Below are 16,609 nucleotides of genomic sequence, written 5' to 3' on the forward strand. Positions count from 1 at the left end.
GCGCGGCATTATGCCCAACATCATCACGTACCGGCAGGGTTCAGTTTTCGCACTCTCGGTCAGAACGAATATCAGCACCAAAAGGCTGCCTTCCTCTATGAAACCTCAAAGATCGCGTTCGCGTAACAAAAATAACCGTAGCCGTAGTGGTGGCAATCAGGGCGGCAACGTTGTCAACCGTGTGTTTGACAGCTCGGGTCCTGAGGGAAAAGTGCGCGGCACACCCACTCAGGTGATCGAGAAATATAACCAGCTGGCGCGTGACGCACAGCTGAGCAACGACCGTGTTGCGATGGAAAACTTCCAGCAGCATGCTGAGCACTATATGCGCCTTCTGTCGGAAGCTCAAAAAGAACAAGACTCCAAGCGCGAAGAGCAAGAACGCCAGAACCGTGAGCGTCAGGCCGAACGTGATCGTGAGCGTGTTGAGCGTCAGGAACGCGACGCGCAACATCAAGCCGATGTACAGCAACAAGTTGCGGCGCAACCCGCGCCACAACAACAGCAGCAACATGCTCCGGTGCAGCCAGCGCCGCAGCAGCAGCAGGTTGATCCTTCTGAGCAGGCCCAACCAGTTGCGCCAGTTCAAGTTGTTGAGCCTGTAGCGGAAGCCGAAGAAAAAAGCGCCTTGGTCGAAACACCAGAGAGCAAACCAAAAACGCGCCGTGCACCACGACGCAAACCAAAGCCGAAAGTGGAGGCCACTGAGGCCCCCAAATCGGAAGGCGATGGCGATCAGCCAGAAGCTGCAGAATAATAGGAAAAGGCCTCGCAATGCGGGGCCTTTTTCGTTTCAGGATGCATGATGTTTGCCCGTCGTGACAGGCCCCGCGTATCCTAGCGCTTGGCGATCTCACGCGCCAAGGCACAGAACCCCTCAAGCGAGATCTGTTCTGCACGGTCCGTTGGTTTAAGGCCCGCCGCAATCAAGCGGTCTTCGATGTCAGGCGCGGTGCCTTTTAACGCTGCGCGCAGCATCTTGCGGCGTTGGTTAAACGCGGCGGCCACTGTGCGAGATAAGATCGCAGCATCCGCAGGAAATCTAGGCTCGGGCAGGGCTGTTAGATGCACAACTGCACTCGATACTTTTGGGGGAGGCGTGAAGGCTTCGGGAGGTAGGTTGATCACGATTTTAGCGTCTGCGCGCCATTGGGCCAGCAGCGCGAGGCGCCCGTAGGCCTTTGAGCCGGGCGTTGCCACAATGCGCTCCGCGACTTCGCGCTGGAACATCAAGGTGAGGCTTTGCCAATACGGTGGCCATTGTGGTGGCGTGAGCCAGCGAACCAATAATTCGGTCCCGATGTTATAGGGCAGGTTTGCAGCCACACGGATGGGCGGCGTGAGATACGCAAGCGGATCAATCTCTAGCGCGTCACCCTCAATCACTTGCAAGCGATCGGGATAGGCTGCGGCGATTTCAGCCAAAGCAGGCATGCAGCGGGAGTCTTTTTCGATCGCCAGCACGCGGCGCGCACCCTCAGAAAGCAGTCCGCGCGTTAGACCACCAGGGCCGGGGCCAATCTCAAGCACGTCACATTGCGTTAAATCACCCGCCTGACGGGCGATTTTTGCCGTGAGATTGAGGTCCAGTAAAAAGTTCTGCCCCAATGATTTACGAGCCTGTAGCTCGTGATCGGTGATCACTTGGCGAAGGGGCGGGAGATTGTCGATGGTGCTCATGTGGATAAGGCCATGCGGTGCGCCATAAGAATAGCCTCGATCATGCTGGAGGGGTTGGCGATGCCTTTGCCTGCGATGTCAAATGCGGTCCCGTGATCGGGAGACGTGCGGATGAAGGGCAGTCCAAGGGTGACATTTACACCTTTGTCAAAGTCGAGCGTCTTGATCGGGATCAATGCCTGATCGTGATACATGGCAATTGCAGCGTCATAGCCTGCGCGTGCGGCGGCGTGAAACATGGTGTCAGCGGGCATCGGGCCGCGCAGGGAATAGCCCTCGGTTTGCATGTCGCTGACGAGGGCGTTGATCCAATCTAGTTCCTCGGTGCCCATCGCACCCCCTTCGCCTGAATGCGGGTTTAACCCGCTGATCGCGATACGCGGTTCAGGAATGCCGAATTGCTGTTTTAGACCTTGGTGTGTAATCTCGATTGTGCGGCGCAGCAGCGCAGGAGTCAGGGTGGCTGGTACATCAGCAAGGGCGATGTGAATGGTTGCGGGCACAACACGGAGCTGTTCTGAGGCGAGCATCATGACTACGTCATCTTGGCCAGCAAGTGCCGCCAGATATTCGGTATGGCCCGGATAGGCGAAATTTGCGCCATCTTTAAGGGCCTTTTTGTGGATGGGTGCCGTGCATATGGCAGATGCATCACCGGATTGAACCAGCTCAACAGCGCGCGCGATCACCTCAATGACACCAATGGCATTTTCAGGATCAGGGATGCCTGCAGTCGCGCCACCAGAAAAGGCATGTCGTAATACAGGAAGGACCCTATTGCTGAGCTCAGCGGCTTGTTCAGGCTTTGTGATCACTTCATGCGGTGTTCCGGCTGGCAAATGGCGCGGATCACCCAGCCACATCATTGGAACGCGGTCGGCCAATGCCGCCCATGCTTGGGCGGCAATTTCAGGGCCTATGCCTGCGGGTTCGCCGCAGGTCAGTACGATAGGTTTCATTTTATGTTAATGCGAGCTTCGGAGCGCAGTTCCGACAGAAAGCTGTCGGCAAAACCGGACAAACGACGCTGGCGAATTGAGCTTGCTACATCTTCGCGGCTTGCTTCGGCGTTTTGCTCGGCTGTACGACCGCATAACATCAAGAAGACCAGTGCCTGTCCCTCAGAGCGGGTAAGCGCAGTTGATACTTCGCCTTCGTCCAATTTGCTAAGTTCGATGGCAAAGTCATTTGGGAGCTTAGCAGGAGGAAGCACTTCGCGCTCCAGAACGCCTTCGGGCTGACCTTTGGCAAAGGCATAAAGGTCATCGCAGACGTCTACTTGGGTTTTGAGATTTGCAGCCTGCTGCAAGGTCTCTGGTGAGCGACCGCCAGTCATATAATATGCGGCATATTCCACAGCAGAATAGGTTTTGGACGGTTTTCCAGTTTCCTCAATGTCGCGCAACTGGAACAGGGCTACTGCGTTTGGAATATTCAGCGGTTGTGTCACTTCACCGGGAGAAAGGGCGAGCATCAGTGGCTGTAGCGCAGGCGGCAGGTCGCTGAGCGCTTGCCACGGCAGGCGGCCACCTGCAGCGCGTGTCGCTGTGGCAGAGTATTTGCGTGCGTAGTTGGAAAATTCGGCAGCAGTACTGCTTTCCGCAATTTTTTCCGCCACGGCAGCCACGCGTGCCGCCTGAGGTGGAGGCGCAGGGATAATGATCTCAGATACCAGTACGCGGATGTTGGAACCGCCTGAACCCTGGGAGGATAACGCGCGGTCGATCTCTGCTTCTGAGACGCTGACACGTGAACCAAACCTTGCGCGGATCAGATCACGCCAAGCGATGCCGTTGAGGACAAAATCGCGGTAGGTTTCTTTTTCGACGCCAGAGCTAGCCAATGCAGCAGTGAACTCGGCGCGGGTCAGGTTTGCGCGGCTTGCAAATTCTTCGAGGGCGGCGTTGATACCTTCCTCTGACAGGTTCAGCCCCGCATCGCGAATGGCTTCGCCGCGCAGTCGTTCATTGATCAGGCTTTCGATTGCCGCTGAGCGGCTTGCGCCACTTGCATTGAGAATCTGAAGGAAACGCACACGCTGCTGCACTTCGAATTCTGTGACGACGCTGTCATTTATAGATGCCACTGGTGCAAAAAGGTTTTGCGCGCCAACTGGCCCCGCAAGAACAGCAATCAGGCCAAAGGCGGCGAGGGAAGTATTTAGTTTGAACATGAGCGAACGTATCTTTCTGTTCCGGTATCTGCGGAAAAACCCCGCAGACCGATATTTAATCCGAAATCTGTTGAAGGCTCAACGCTTGTTGAGCTGGTATAGCTGCGCTCGACCGTAAGATCGAGTGTTACGCATTCGTTTTCGTACCGCAAGCCGAAGCCCGCCGTCGAGGCGCGGTCTGATTCAGTGTCATATCGCCAGTCAGCAGAGGCAGTCCAAAACGAGTTGACCTCATAACTACCTTCTAGGGCGAACTCTGATACTTCACTGTCTCTGTCTTCGTCGGCATCTTCTTGAAGCCAGACGTATGAGCCGCCAATGCGGCCCCGTTTAAACGCATAGTCCCCGCGGAATTCTGCTTTTGATAGGGAAAAGTCGTTTTCGAACAGGCTGCGGCCCGTCAAGATGATGCCATTGTCTGAGCTAAGCTGACCAGCCAACAACAGATCAGAGGACAACGTGTTGAGGCCTGATGTAGTAGAAAAAGATGTATCATTGTCCTGACGGAACACTTGACCCGCGATCACCTGTGCATCCCATCCTTTTGGGTCGAACCGTGACCAGCCAACTCCGATTGCAGCCATGCCACCGCGTTCACGCCGGTCTGCACGTGGAAACCGCGACATGCTCAGCAGATTGCCCTGATCATATTCCACACGGGTGCTTTCCTCGTTTGGAATGGCCAAACGGTCTCCGCCAGTCCAGCTTAGTTGCACCACTGGTTCCAACACATGGCTAACGCCTGAAGCGGTTGTTTTGGTTAGGGGATAGCGCAGAGTGATTGCTGCATAGGGCGTCAGCTCGGTTGGGTCGTCTTCGGTTGTGTCGTCTTGACTGATGCTGAAGCTGTTAAAGGCAAGACCTACATTGGTATCTGTGCGCACTCCGCCGCGTAAAATAAAACTGTGCAGCCAATTGATTTCGGCATTTAGACGGACAACATCACGGCCATCTACAACGTCATCCGCATCATCGCTATCGGACGACAAGCTAGATGTACGGGTATGGCTGTGGGCCTCTAGACGTGTGCGAACCTCGCCACCCAAAGTAAGTGGGAAAAAGCGACGCTCGTATTCGCCGTCTAAAACAAGGGTAGGCAGGGTTTCGTTTACTTCGTCATCGCGCAAGGATTTGAAGTTGTAGAAACTAGCGCGGATATATTCATCACGGCGCGCACGGCTGATGGTGAGTTCAGAGCGCAGGCGGTCAGCGTCGGAATAGCCGTAATTATCTAGGTAGCCGTCATCGCTGACCGTTTCGATTGCGAAGTTCAGCACAAAATCATTGGGCAGGGCAAACAGGCCGTTGGCAAACAGATAACCCCGTGTTTCAGACGGGCGCAGATCATCACGGGTGACGGCGGCATCAACCTGAATCCGGCCATTGCGATAGGCCTGACGGTATCTAAGTTCGAGCGTTTTTGTTGAACTAGACAAGTAAGGTGTCAACGTCACGTCACGTTTTTCGCTGAGCTTGATGAAATATGGAATTTTCAACCCAACACCCAGACTGGAGGTCGAGCGGATGGAGGGCACCAAAAATCCGGTTGCACGTTTAACTGTTGGACCGGGCAGGCGCAAACGCGGCAACCAGAACACGGGCATGCGACCAATCAGGAATTGCGCTTCGTCAAAATAGAGCTGTTGTTCGAGTTCATCGTGGATCACGCGTTTGGCGCGGATTTGCCAAAGTGGCGGCGTCCCGTCATCGCAGACACGACAAGACGTCACAGCAGTTTTATAAAGTTGGTTGTAGCGGCCATCAACGCGGTCAATTTGCACAGCAGCCAGTTGTAACTGTTGGTTCAACACCAAACGCGCGCCTTTGAGGATACCATTGCGCAGGTCCGAATCCAGCTCCGCAGCATTGGCTAGAATAACAGTGCCTTCACCCTCGGTGAGGGTGATCGGACCCTCAATAGATAGGGAACCTGTTTCTTGGTTATAGCGAATGGCGCTGGCACTTAGACGAATACCGTTTTGAAAGGCCTCAACATTGCCAGAGGCCACCAATTCACGGTCGCGGGTAATATATAGCTCATCAGCTACCAATAGGGCGGCTGGTTGCTCTTGGGCGATTGCGCGCAAAGGCATCAATACAAGGATCAGGAGAGATAGCAGCCGGATCACTTAGCCATCCTCACGTTGTAAAATCAAACCGAGGGCCAACATAATTGCGGCGATCGGGGGCGCCCATGCAGCAAGCAACACAGGTATTTGGCCATTTTCACCAAGGATTTGTGCGAAACTGCGGATGAAATACAAACCAAACCCCAACAAAACTGCAGAGAGGACGGCAATGCCTGTGCCTCCTGATCTGGTATGGCGCATGGTGAACGCGCTCGCAACCAGAACCATCCCAATTAGGAACAGCGGACGCGCCAGTTCTATCTGCAACCAGACCTTATGACGGCGTGGAGAAAAGCCTGAATATTCGAGCTGTTTAATAAAGGCAGGCAGATCGTAAATGGATATTGCACCCGCTTTACCAAAACTGTCACGAATACGGTCCAGCGTAAGAGTGGAGGGGAGTGCCAAGCTGTCGTGAACCTGTGCGTTGCCTTCGGCATTAACACCCACTTCTAGTGGCCATGATTTCGCATCCCTAAGATGCCAGCCGTCTGGTCCCAAGGCCGCACTTTGCGCCTCAATGCGACGGATCGGGCCGCCACCGGGATCATAGGAGATAAATGTCACATCGTACAAAACCGAACCATCATTGTTGGAACGCCATGCGCGGATCACTGTTTGACCTTCATCTGTTCCTTGACGCAACCACAGCCCCTCTTCGGAGATTGAAAGAGTGGACGCGCCGCCATTTTGATACCCGTTTGAGACCTGCTCGTAGCGTTTGGATGTTGCTGCAACAATTGGGTTGAACATACCCACAACCATAAGGCCGATCAGAAACGCGACAAATACGGGCGACATCAATGTTTTCAACGCTGAGCGGCCAGAGGCACGGGTGACAACCATCTCTGACGAACGCGCCATGCCAAGGAAAAGCACAACAGTCGCCAAAACCATGTTCAGCGGCAGGATCAGGTTAATTTTCTGGGGAACATCCAGCAATGTCAAAGCGAGCAGATTCCCAAAAGTTACCGTGTCTGCATACCCGCGACGTGTCTCTTCAAGTAAGCTGGTAAGGGCGATCAGTGTAAACAGGATTGCCGTGATGAATAAAAAGCACATGGCAAAACGGCGGGCAAAGTAAAGGTGTAATATCATGTGGTTGCCCTACGCCGTTTGAGCCGAGCCCACCAGCTGGGATGTGCGGCGTGTAGCAACATAAAGGAGGCGATGATGGCTCCGATGAGGGACGGTAAATAGAGCAACGGCCACATGGACGCATTATTGCTCACCTGTGTTGTAAGAGATCCGCGTGTCCCGTCCAGTATGATCAATAGGCCGAAGGCTATCACAATCTCGCGCCAGACTCCAAAGCGGGAAAACCCGCCAACCAGCAATGTTGTAAAACCAATCAACGCTGCAACAATGCAGAACAATGGCTGTGCAAACCGAGTGTGCAGTTCTTCTGCGACAGATCCAAGCGAGCGGCCCGAGCGTTCAGAAAGGCTTGCCCAGTCTGTCAAAAGGTTTGTCGTGATTGTATTGTCAAGTTTGAGTTCGCGTTCAATGTCACTGCTTACGAGGCCAGAAATATCAAAGGAAAAGTCAGCAAATTTTGCAGTGGCGAGCCGCAAACCATCCTGCTCTAGCCGTTGGGCAAGGCCATCTACCATAATGAGTGTGGTCGCATCACCGTTGCGTACAATATAGGCTTCGGCGGCGGTATAGATGATGCCAGTGTCTGGGTTGCGGCGGTCTGACAAAAACACGTCACGCAGAACGCCGTCCGCATCAATCAAACGTGTGTAGAAGGTGATCTGCTTTGAAGGATGCAGGAATGTACCTTCTGTCAGAAGCCGAGCGGTGACGTTTTGTGCGATTTCCTGCTCACGCTCCTCTAGCTGGGATTGGGCCATGGGCACTAGAAAGTTGCTAAGTATTGCCATGGCCAGCGCAATACAGACCCCAAACACCAGAACAGGACGGGCCATGCGCCATGGTCCCGTGCCCGTTGCCTGAAGAACAATAAGCTCGCTATCTGTTGTCATGCGGTTGGTCACATAAACTGCCGCAGCAAAGGCTGCGATAGGCAGGACTGTTGCAATAAGCTTTGGCAGGCCAAGGGCCGTAAACTCTAGGAAAACAATGGCTGTCTGCCCGTCTCCGATGAGGCGGTCAAACAATACAACTGCGCGGTTAATCCAGAAAATCGCAACCAAAACAAGCGCGAAGAATCCAAATAGAACCAGCAGCTGCGACAGCATATAGCGGTCAAACTTTGCCACCCGATTCCCTCCTGTTGATGTGCTCTTTTGGCGATTGATGGAACATTACCTCAAACCGCGAGGGGGGAAAACTCATATCTGGTCACGGCGGCATCAGCACGGTAGGTCTATGGCAACACATAGCAAAAAGGCACGTCCCATGAGCACACTCACTTCATTCACATTTGCAGAGACCGATTTGGATGCAATCGCGGCACATGAGGGTCGTGTGGCCGTATTTGTGGATGGCGAGGGTAAGCTGGATCAATCTGCGCGTCGCGTGAACAGGCTGACCAAGGGAGCGTTGGCGCGCTTGGTCGAAAGTGATAAATGGGCCAAGATGAAAGAGGGTGACATTGTCAGCCTTGGATATCCTGCGGGGATGAAAGCAGACGGTTTGGATGTGATCCGTTTGGAACGTGCAGCAAAAAGCATACTAGCGCGCAAAGCTGGCGCAGCCTTGGCAAAGGCACGCGGCGGTAAAGGCGACCTGCTGGTGCTTTGTGCGTTGATCCGGCGCGCCGAAGAGATCGTCTTTGGTCTTGCGATGCGAGACTATGCGTTTGAACCTCATAAAAGCGCGGACAGCACGCGCAGCGGTGCTGTAAAGGTTGTTCACAATAAACCTGCCGATTTGGAAGCGGCTTGTGCGCCGTTGTTGGCCGTCGCAGATGGTGCACATATGTGCCGCGATTTAACGAACGAGCCTGCAAATGTGCTGACCACTACTAATTACGCTGAGCGTCTCAAAGAGATGGAAAGTCTTGGCTTAAAAGTCGAGGTTTTGGATGAGGATGCACTCACAACATTAGGAATGCGAACACTTTTGTCTGTTGGTCAGGGGTCGGACAGCCCCTCGTATGTTGTTGCGATGCGTTGGGATGGTGGTGAAAAAGATGCAGCACCTTTGGCACTGGTTGGTAAAGGTGTTGTGTTTGACACAGGCGGTATTTCACTGAAACCCGGCGCAGGCATGGAAGACATGACCATGGATATGGGCGGTTCTGCTGTTGTGGCTGGTGTGATGCGCACATTGGCGCTGCGCGGCGCCAAGGCGAACGTTGTAGGCATCGTAGGTATCGTCGAAAACATGCCATCTGGCAAAGCGACACGCCCGGGGGATGTGGTCACGACCATGAAGGGCGACACAGTTGAGAACATCAACACAGATGCGGAAGGCCGTTTGGTTCTGTGTGACGTGATGTGGTATGCGCAAGAAAAGTACAAACCCACTGCAATGATTGATCTGGCCACACTGACGGGTGCGATTATCATTGGTTTGGGTCATGAGAACGCAGGTGTATTTTCCAACAATACGTCATTCTGTAACGATTTCCTCAAAGCTGCTGAAGCTGAGGGCGAAGGCGCATGGCGCATGCCACTGGGTGCGGGCTATGACGCGCAACTCAAAAGCCGGATCGCAGATATGAAGAACGTTGGTGGACGGCCAGCTGGCGCAATCACAGCCGCGCAATTCCTGCAGCGGTTTGTAAAAGAAGACTGCCCTTGGATTCACCTCGATATCGCTGGCGTGGCATCAGTTAAATCTGAAACTGCATTGGCACCTGTGGGTGCAACTGGCTGGGGTGTTGCATCTCTAAATCGTTTGATCGCAGACAATTACGAGGCGGAGTGAACCTATGGGAGCAGTGATGTTCTACCACCTGACGCAGCGGCCATTGGTCGATACGTTGCGCATGCTGGTTGATAAATCGCTGGCTGCTGGCTGGCGCGTTTCGGTGCGAGGCACCGAGCGCGCAGGGCTGGAGGCATTGGACGCGGCATTGTGGATGGGCCCCGAAGATAGTTTTCTACCCCACGGTTTAGAGGGCGGCCCGCAGGACGTCGCGCAACCCGTTTTACTAGGTCTCGGAGAGGGCAATGCAAACAATGCGCAATGTGTGATGGTGGTGCATTCGGCTGAGGTGAGCGTGCAAGACGTTGAGGCCATGGAGCGGGTGTGTATCCTGTTTGATGGCTATGACGAAGAGGCCCTTGGCCATGCGCGTAAGCAATGGAAAACCCTAACTGCCGCAGGTGTAAGTGCGCAATATTGGTCCGAGGAATCGGGCCGTTGGGAGAAAAAGGCAGAGACGAAAGCAAACCCGTGATCAGGGTGTTTCGCTCTGTTGTCCTGTTGGCTGCGCAAGCCCTCTCATGGGGTTGATTAATGTGCCTTTGACAAGGCTGCTCAGTATAGCGGGCACTGGATAGATTTTACTAAGCGGCCCCAAAACGTAGTCACGCAAAATTGGCAAGCTGCGGCTGTTGGATTGATACATCGGGGTAAATGCCCAGCTCATCATTTGATATGTATTTGTATGTAATTTTCGTGTTTTAACGTATTTTTCTAGAGCTTGGTTCAAAGGGAACTGACGCAGGCATTCAATCAATGCAGCAGCGTCAAGCAACGCCATGTTTGCGCCTTGTCCCAATTGTGGGCTGGCGCGATGTGCCGCATCGCCGATATGCACAATCCGCTCGCCAAATGGTTTGCGCAAACTGCCATGTGTATAAACCGCGGGTGTCATTTGGCTGTGTTCAGTGATCTGATCGGTAAATGGCTTTAGCTCGGGCCAAAGGGCAGTTGCCTGCGCGCGCCATTGTTCGATCGGTGCCTTGTGCCATGCGTCAATCTGGGTGCGCGGGAGGGACCAAAACAATGCCGCTTTGGGTGTGTCATCATTGGGGAGCGTTCCAATCGGCAACACACCGATCATATTGGACGCGCGGCGATAACGTTGCTGCAAGCGGTCATATTGTAGGGTGCAATTTTCTGGCCAGTCAACTGTTCCCCAGATTGCGCCGTAGGGCAAGGGTGTTGATTTTATTTGACTAATTGTGGAGCTTGCCCCTGTGGTGTCGATGACCAGATCAAAGGGGCCAACAGTTTTACCGTTGTCAAAAGAGACATAGCGCGCGTCCTCCTTGAGCTGTGTTGACAGAACACGGTGTTTTGTCGTGATGCGAATGCCTTCATCAATGGCCACATCCAGCAACGCTCCAAACAGGCTTGAACGGTGGATGCCCAGACCAAAGTTTGGACCGCCCTTGGGGCCATATGATACATCCAATATGGTTCGGCCATTTTTGGCTTCGTGACCGATCATGTGATAGCCTTTGGCACCTTTTGCCAACGCGGCATCTGCGGCACCCAGTTGTTCTAAAACGCGCAAGCCAACCGGTTGAATGACCAGCCCTGAACCAACGGGGGCCGGCGTGTCAAACTGATCAAATACCGTAACATCAAAGCCGTATCGATGGGCCAGAATTGCAGCAGAAAGACCGCCGATACCACAGCCACAAATCGCGATCTTCATTCAATACCTCAGTCCGTTTTGCACAATGTACAATGGTGGCATCCCTATGAACAAGCGTGCAAATATGCGCTTCTTGAATATACAGCGGGTTCGAAGATGAATTGTTTTACTCGACGATAAGCTTGCTTAACGCGTCAGGCGTAACTCGCCGCCGCTGATCTCAATCCGGCCCCATTTTTCAAGGTAGCCCATGCCCAGCAGGGAGCCGTCCATCTCGCCGCCATTCACTGAGGCACGGACATCAGTATCGGTGATATCCCCCAAGCGCACGGTGTTGATGCGGACGGGGGCAGTACGTACTTGGCCGTTGGCGGTATTGGCGGTGCCCAGAAAGTGCAGCGTATCGAGATCAATCCCGGAACGGCGGGCATCATCACGCGTGAGCACCATATCCGTCGCACCAGTATCAACAACAAATCGGATGTTTTCGCCGTTTAGCGCAAGCGTGAGATAGTAATGGCCGTCTGCTTGGCGTGGAACCGAGATCTGGCCCTGTCCGAGTTGCAGCATCTGGTTGTTCATCGTCTGGCGCTGAACGTCATTCCAAAGCCCATAGCCAGCGACCACACCCAAAAATATAAAGCCCCAGATCATTGCCATCTGAAGGGTCTTGCCGATGTTGATGCGACCCGTAGTGAAAAACCATCCCCCCACGGCGCAGCCTAAAAGGACAAGGTAGATCAGGCTTGCAGTGTTGTCGGCGGTCATGATGGGCTCCCTCGTGCTTACCCTCAATATAGGGGCAGAGCGGCGTTATCCAAGCGGTGTAACAAAGCCATATTCAGCTAGACCATCCAGAACAAACTGAACCGACAGGGCAGCAAGCAACATGCCCAACACGCGGGTTATGACGTTAATGGAAACCTTGCCCATTACCTGCTCTAGTTTACTGGACAGGCGCAGCATGATGTACATAAGCATGAGAGCAACCGCACAAATGCCTAAGACCACAACCAGCCCCTCACCACCCGGCTTTTCGTTGACCAATAGAATGACAGACGCAATCGCACCGGGTCCCGCAATGAGCGGTATCGCAAGAGGGAACACAGACGGGTCGTTGTCTTCCTCATGCTCTTGTTCAATTTCTGAGCTGCCTTCGCGACGTTTTGTGCGCCGTTCAAACAGCATGTCCATGGCCGTCAGGAAAAGTAGAATGCCGCCAGACACACGGAACGCGGGCATGGAAATACCGATAAACCCCAAAACAGCACTTCCGAAGAAGGCAAAAATGGCCAAAAGTAATCCACCAACAAGTACCGCATGCAACGCAATGCGGGACCGTTGTTGTGGCGTCATGCCGGGCGTGAGCGCAAGAAAGATCGGCGCAATAGCAACAGGGTCAATCACCACCATCATCGTCACAAAGGCCGTGATCATATAGGCGGTGTCTAACGTCATGCTTGTGCTTTCTCCAGTTTTTCAGCAGCGGCCATCCAAATTCCTTCAGCACGTTCAAGGGCATGCATTACTTCAGCATACTTCTTGTTCCAGACTTCTAGCTCGCCGACCTTATCTTTTTCATAGAGTGCAGGATCAGCAAGCTTCTTGGCAAGCTTATCGCGCATTTCATTGATCTTGGTCACGCGCGCCTCTGAGGTGCGTACTTCGGAACGTATAGCCATCACATCTTCGCGGCTGGCGCGTTTTTGTTTTGGGGCCTCAACCTTGGGACGGGCGTTTTTGCTGACCGGTTTTTCAACAGTAAGCAGCATTTTGCGATATGCTTCGAGGTCATCCTCATATGGCTTTACAGTGCCGTCAGACACCAGCCACAAACGATCTGCGACCATAGACAACAGGTGCATATCGTGGCTCACAAGGATCACAGCACCGGAATAGCGCGTCAGCGCCTCTACCAGCGCCTCACGGCTTTCGATGTCTAGGTGGTTTGTCGGTTCATCGAGGATCAGCAGGTGTGGCGCATCGAGTGTGGCCAGCAAAAGTGACAGGCGCGCTTTTTGCCCACCAGACAAACGGCCAACAGCTGTATCTGCCTGATCAGGGCCAAGGCCGAAACCTGCAAGTTGCGCGCGCAGTTTGGGCTGCATGATGCCGGGACGTGCCGCGATCATGTGCTGCAGTGGCGTTTCTTCGATGATCAGCTCGTCGACCTGATGCTGGGCAAAGAAACCTATGCGCAGTTTGTTTGAGTTGACGGCTTTGCCTTCAAACAAAACCAGACGGTTCGAAAGCAGTTTCGACAACGTCGATTTACCTTGGCCGTTGCGGCCCAGCAAAGCGATGCGGTCGTCTTGGTCAATGCGTAGGTTGAGGCGCGATAGGACGGGAACACCTTCGGTATAACCAGTCGAACCACCCTCAATACTGATGATCGGCGGCGACAACTCATCCGGTTGGGGGAAGTTGAAGACCTTGCGCGCGGCCTCCTCCGGTGGCGTAATCGTCACCATCTTTTCAATGGCCTTCATGCGCGATTGCGCTTGTTTGGCCTTGGATGCCTTCGCTTTAAAACGGTCCACAAATGCCTGCATGTGCGCTTTATGCGCCTGCTGCTTCTTGGATGCCGCTGTCAGTTGGGCACGCTTTTCGGCGCGCATGTGGGCGAATTGGTCGTAGTTACCTTGGTAATAGGTCAGCTTGCGGTCTTCGAGATGAAGGATGCCGCCGACGGCACGGTTTAACAGGCCACGGTCGTGGCTGATGATGATAACCGTGTGGGGATATTTAGAGAGGTAGTTCTCAAGCCAAAGCGCGCCCTCAAGATCGAGGTAGTTTGTCGGTTCGTCGAGGAGCAGCAAATCAGGCTCGGCAAACAGGACACCCGCAAGGGCAACCCGCATACGCCAGCCACCAGAATAGGCCGAGCAAGGCTGTTTTTGGTCATAATCGTCAAAGCCAAGGCCTTTGAGGATAGATGAAGCCCGGCCTTCGGCGGTCCATGCGTCAATATCGACAAGACGCGCCTGAATGTCGGCGATGCGGCTGGCGTCTGTGGCGGTTTCGCTTTCCAGCATCAGGGATGCGCGCTCTTCATCAGCGGCAAGCACCGTATCAATGAGCGATGTCTCCGAGGAGGGCACTTCCTGTGCCACGCCGCCAATTTTGGCGCGCGAGGGCAGGGTAATGTCGCCGGCGTCTAGCCCCAGCTCCTTGCGGATGATGCGGAACAGGGTGGTTTTGCCAGCCCCGTTGCGTCCGACAAGGCCTACCTTGTGTCCATTGGGAATGACGGCGCTGGCCTCTTCAAAGAGGGGGCGGCCTTCGACGGAATAGTTGATCTCTGATATACGTAACATGCGCGCGGTGTGACTGATGTAGGCAGCTTCGTCAATCGCCGCTTTTCATGTGTGGGGGGCCATGTTAGGGAGCGGCCAAATTAACACCAAATTGGAGACGACCCATGGCTCTTGAGCGCACATTCTCGATCATCAAACCAGACGCAACAAAACGCAACCTTACAGGCGCAATTGCAAAGAAATTCGAAGATGCAGGTCTGCGCATCGTCGCATCCAAGCGTATTCACCTTACAAAAGCACAAGCGGGCGAGTTCTACTCTGTTCACGCCGAGCGTCCATTCTATGACGAACTGTGCGAATTCATGGCCTCCGCGCCAATCGTTGCTCAGGTTCTTGAAGGCGAAAACGCCATCGCGAAAAACCGCGAAGTTATGGGCGCAACAAACCCTGCAGACGCAGAAGCAGGCACAGTACGCGCCGAATTCGCAGAATCTGTTGGCGAAAACTCCGTACACGGTTCGGACGCTCCAGAGACAGCAGCGATCGAAATCGCATACTTCTTCTCCGGTCTAGAGCTGGTAGGCTAAGCCAGCCTGCTAACACGCCAAGAATTTAGGGTCGCCTTTGGGCGGCCCTTTTTCGTTTCGGGTAACTGGGGTGGTTATCTGATGAGCTTTGGATCAGCGCCTAAATCAACTCCCGGAAAAACGCTGGTTTCAATTGCGGATTTTGACAATCCGAACTGGCTGTGCAGCAACCAGCCCAAATAGGCGCGCACATCGCGTGTCGGCATGAGGTCACGGCGGCCATATAGCTGGGCTTCTTCCAGACCCGGCCAATCTGCCATGACCCTGCCACCGCGTAATGCACCGCCCGCCATCACCATCAATCCGCCCGTGCCGTGATCTGTCCCGCCCGTGCCATTGATTTTTGCGGTGCGGCCAAATTCCGTTACGGCAACAACGGTCGTTTTGTTCCAAACAGGCCCTCGCATGGTTTCCTGAAGCGTCAGGATAGCATTTGACAGGCGGCTCAACGCTTTGGGTAATGTGCGTCCTTGGCCTTGGTGTGTGTCCCAGCCATTGATGGAAAAGGAGGCGATGCGGGTGTCGCCACGCAACCGCTTTCCGGCAAATTCGGCGATACGCTGTTCCAAAGTGGTACGATTTCGGCCCGTCGTTTGTTTGTGGTTTTTGTTGATCTCTCTCATGAGGTCGTCCCGTGTGCCGGGTGTTGCTACCGCATCGCCGTCACCGTCTGAAATGGCCATCGCCTTTTGAAATGCTACATCAAACAGCGGGTCATCTTGCATAATCAAACCAGCAAGCTTGATCGCCTGCGGGCTAAGCACCAAATCCGATTCAGGCGACCATCGTTGTACTTCTGCAGGGCCGCTCAAAACGCTCAGCTTGTCGCGGCCAATTGCGTAGGCTGTTTCAGTTTGGCTATTGGGAAGGTGTTGCAACGCGCGGTTCAGCCATCCGTCACGGGAGGTACCACTGTCAAAATCAGTCAGACCCGCCTCTAGCAGGTCTTGCCCGTCAAAATGGCTGCGGTGGTCGCGGTAGGGGGTCGACACGGCATGTGCAAACCCTAATTGCCCGTTGGACCATAGCGGCATCAGCGGGCGCAACGCGGGGTGCAACGCAAAATAGCCATCTAGATCAACCGCGCCTTCAGGATCAGATATCCCGCCGTTACCGCGCAGTGCACGGTAGCCCGGATCGCCGTAGGGGCGCACGACATCCAATCCGTCCATTCCTCCACGTAACAAAATCACCACCAAACGGTTTTCACCGGGCGTAGAGGCAAAGCTGAGGGGGGTCATCAACGGGCTTGCGGCCAGCGAGCAGCCAATGATCGCTGAACGGGATAGAAATGCGCGGCGGTTAAGGGATTGGGTCAT

Annotated in this window: 15 protein-coding genes; 4 read left to right on the forward strand and 11 right to left on the reverse strand. The window is 54.2% G+C overall.

Features of this window, described 5'->3' with window-relative positions; genetic code table 11:
• Positions 1-97 precede the first annotated feature (97 nt).
• Positions 98-757: a DUF4167 domain-containing protein gene (locus V7775_RS11490; RefSeq protein WP_335752040.1), complete on the forward strand. Its 660-nt coding sequence runs from the start codon at positions 98-100 to the stop codon at positions 755-757.
• A gap of 80 nt (positions 758-837) precedes the next feature.
• Here V7775_RS11490 and rsmA read toward each other — a convergent pair whose 3' ends face one another.
• The 6 genes from rsmA to lptF are packed head-to-tail and all read right to left on the reverse strand — an operon-like array spanning position 838 to position 8,207.
• Entirely contained in the window at positions 838-1,680 is an 843-nt protein-coding gene (gene rsmA / locus V7775_RS11495; RefSeq protein ID WP_335752041.1) for a 16S rRNA (adenine(1518)-N(6)/adenine(1519)-N(6))-dimethyltransferase RsmA, read from the reverse strand.
• Entirely contained in the window at positions 1,677-2,639 is a 963-nt protein-coding gene (pdxA, locus tag V7775_RS11500) for a 4-hydroxythreonine-4-phosphate dehydrogenase PdxA (protein ID WP_335752042.1), read from the reverse strand. The genes rsmA and pdxA overlap by 4 nt, the downstream gene beginning before the upstream one ends.
• Entirely contained in the window at positions 2,636-3,853 is a 1,218-nt protein-coding gene (locus V7775_RS11505; protein ID WP_335752043.1) for a peptidylprolyl isomerase, read from the reverse strand. The genes pdxA and V7775_RS11505 overlap by 4 nt, the downstream gene beginning before the upstream one ends.
• Positions 3,841-5,982 (reverse strand): LPS-assembly protein LptD, encoded by a 2,142-nt coding sequence (locus tag V7775_RS11510; protein ID WP_335752044.1) that lies wholly within the window; start codon positions 5,980-5,982, stop codon positions 3,841-3,843. The genes V7775_RS11505 and V7775_RS11510 overlap by 13 nt, the downstream gene beginning before the upstream one ends.
• Entirely contained in the window at positions 5,983-7,080 is a 1,098-nt protein-coding gene (gene lptG / locus V7775_RS11515) for an LPS export ABC transporter permease LptG (RefSeq protein ID WP_335752045.1), read from the reverse strand.
• On the reverse strand, positions 7,077-8,207 hold the full coding sequence (gene lptF / locus V7775_RS11520; RefSeq protein WP_335752046.1) for an LPS export ABC transporter permease LptF: 1,131 nt from the start codon (positions 8,205-8,207) through the stop codon (positions 7,077-7,079). The genes lptG and lptF overlap by 4 nt, the downstream gene beginning before the upstream one ends.
• Positions 8,208-8,346: 139 nt before the next feature.
• On the opposite strand from lptF, the gene V7775_RS11525 reads away from it, so the two are divergent.
• Positions 8,347-9,822 (forward strand): leucyl aminopeptidase, encoded by a 1,476-nt coding sequence (locus V7775_RS11525; RefSeq protein WP_335752047.1) that lies wholly within the window; start codon positions 8,347-8,349, stop codon positions 9,820-9,822.
• A gap of 4 nt (positions 9,823-9,826) precedes the next feature.
• The gene (locus V7775_RS11530; RefSeq protein ID WP_335752048.1) at positions 9,827-10,297 is read left to right on the forward strand and encodes a DNA polymerase III subunit chi; all 471 of its coding nucleotides are present in this window, start codon (positions 9,827-9,829) and stop codon (positions 10,295-10,297) included.
• On the opposite strand, the gene V7775_RS11535 is transcribed toward V7775_RS11530, so the two are convergent.
• The 4 genes from V7775_RS11535 to V7775_RS11550 all read right to left on the reverse strand — a co-directional run bounded on the left by V7775_RS11535 (position 10,298) and on the right by V7775_RS11550 (position 14,763).
• The gene (locus V7775_RS11535) at positions 10,298-11,506 is read right to left on the reverse strand and encodes an FAD-dependent oxidoreductase (protein WP_335752049.1); all 1,209 of its coding nucleotides are present in this window, start codon (positions 11,504-11,506) and stop codon (positions 10,298-10,300) included. It lies immediately after the preceding gene.
• Between the two features lie 126 nt (positions 11,507-11,632).
• Positions 11,633-12,214 carry a retropepsin-like aspartic protease family protein gene (locus V7775_RS11540; protein ID WP_335752050.1) on the reverse strand — a complete coding sequence of 194 codons (582 nt, stop codon included), beginning with the start codon at positions 12,212-12,214 and terminating at the stop codon, positions 11,633-11,635.
• Between the two features lie 45 nt (positions 12,215-12,259).
• Complete coding sequence (locus tag V7775_RS11545; RefSeq protein ID WP_335752051.1) at positions 12,260-12,904, reverse strand: MarC family protein; 645 nt, start codon at positions 12,902-12,904, stop codon at positions 12,260-12,262.
• A complete protein-coding gene (locus tag V7775_RS11550) occupies positions 12,901-14,763 on the reverse strand; it encodes an ABC-F family ATP-binding cassette domain-containing protein (protein WP_335752052.1) in 1,863 nt (620 codons plus the stop codon). The genes V7775_RS11545 and V7775_RS11550 overlap by 4 nt, the downstream gene beginning before the upstream one ends.
• Positions 14,764-14,867: 104 nt before the next feature.
• Here V7775_RS11550 and ndk point away from each other — a divergent pair, with 104 nt between their 5' ends.
• Entirely contained in the window at positions 14,868-15,290 is a 423-nt protein-coding gene (gene ndk / locus V7775_RS11555; protein WP_335752053.1) for a nucleoside-diphosphate kinase, read from the forward strand.
• 74 nt (positions 15,291-15,364) lie between these two features.
• Here the strand turns inward: ndk and V7775_RS11560 are convergent, their stop codons facing one another.
• On the reverse strand, positions 15,365-16,609 hold the full coding sequence (locus V7775_RS11560) for a DUF1501 domain-containing protein (protein WP_335752054.1): 1,245 nt from the start codon (positions 16,607-16,609) through the stop codon (positions 15,365-15,367).

Origin of the sequence: Sulfitobacter sp., from assembly GCF_036960155.1 — a bacterium.
Classification (GTDB): Bacteria; Pseudomonadota; Alphaproteobacteria; order Rhodobacterales; family Rhodobacteraceae; genus Sulfitobacter.

Bases quoted from the DNA above. Each gene is read 5' to 3' on its own strand.
- V7775_RS11490 (WP_335752040.1), top strand. From the start codon at position 98: ATGAAACCTCAAAGATCGCGTTCGCGTAACAAAAATAACCGTAGCCGT.
- rsmA (WP_335752041.1), bottom strand. From the start codon at position 1,680: ATGAGCACCATCGACAATCTCCCGCCCCTTCGCCAAGTGATCACCGAT.
- pdxA (WP_335752042.1), bottom strand. From the start codon at position 2,639: ATGAAACCTATCGTACTGACCTGCGGCGAACCCGCAGGCATAGGCCCT.
- V7775_RS11505 (WP_335752043.1), bottom strand. From the start codon at position 3,853: ATGTTCAAACTAAATACTTCCCTCGCCGCCTTTGGCCTGATTGCTGTT.
- lptG (WP_335752045.1), bottom strand. From the start codon at position 7,080: ATGATATTACACCTTTACTTTGCCCGCCGTTTTGCCATGTGCTTTTTA.
- V7775_RS11525 (WP_335752047.1), top strand. From the start codon at position 8,347: ATGAGCACACTCACTTCATTCACATTTGCAGAGACCGATTTGGATGCA.
- V7775_RS11530 (WP_335752048.1), top strand. From the start codon at position 9,827: ATGGGAGCAGTGATGTTCTACCACCTGACGCAGCGGCCATTGGTCGAT.
- V7775_RS11535 (WP_335752049.1), bottom strand. From the start codon at position 11,506: ATGAAGATCGCGATTTGTGGCTGTGGTATCGGCGGTCTTTCTGCTGCA.
- V7775_RS11540 (WP_335752050.1), bottom strand. From the start codon at position 12,214: ATGACCGCCGACAACACTGCAAGCCTGATCTACCTTGTCCTTTTAGGC.
- V7775_RS11545 (WP_335752051.1), bottom strand. From the start codon at position 12,904: ATGACGTTAGACACCGCCTATATGATCACGGCCTTTGTGACGATGATG.
- V7775_RS11550 (WP_335752052.1), bottom strand. From the start codon at position 14,763: ATGTTACGTATATCAGAGATCAACTATTCCGTCGAAGGCCGCCCCCTC.
- ndk (WP_335752053.1), top strand. From the start codon at position 14,868: ATGGCTCTTGAGCGCACATTCTCGATCATCAAACCAGACGCAACAAAA.
- V7775_RS11560 (WP_335752054.1), bottom strand. From the start codon at position 16,609: ATGACCCAATCCCTTAACCGCCGCGCATTTCTATCCCGTTCAGCGATC.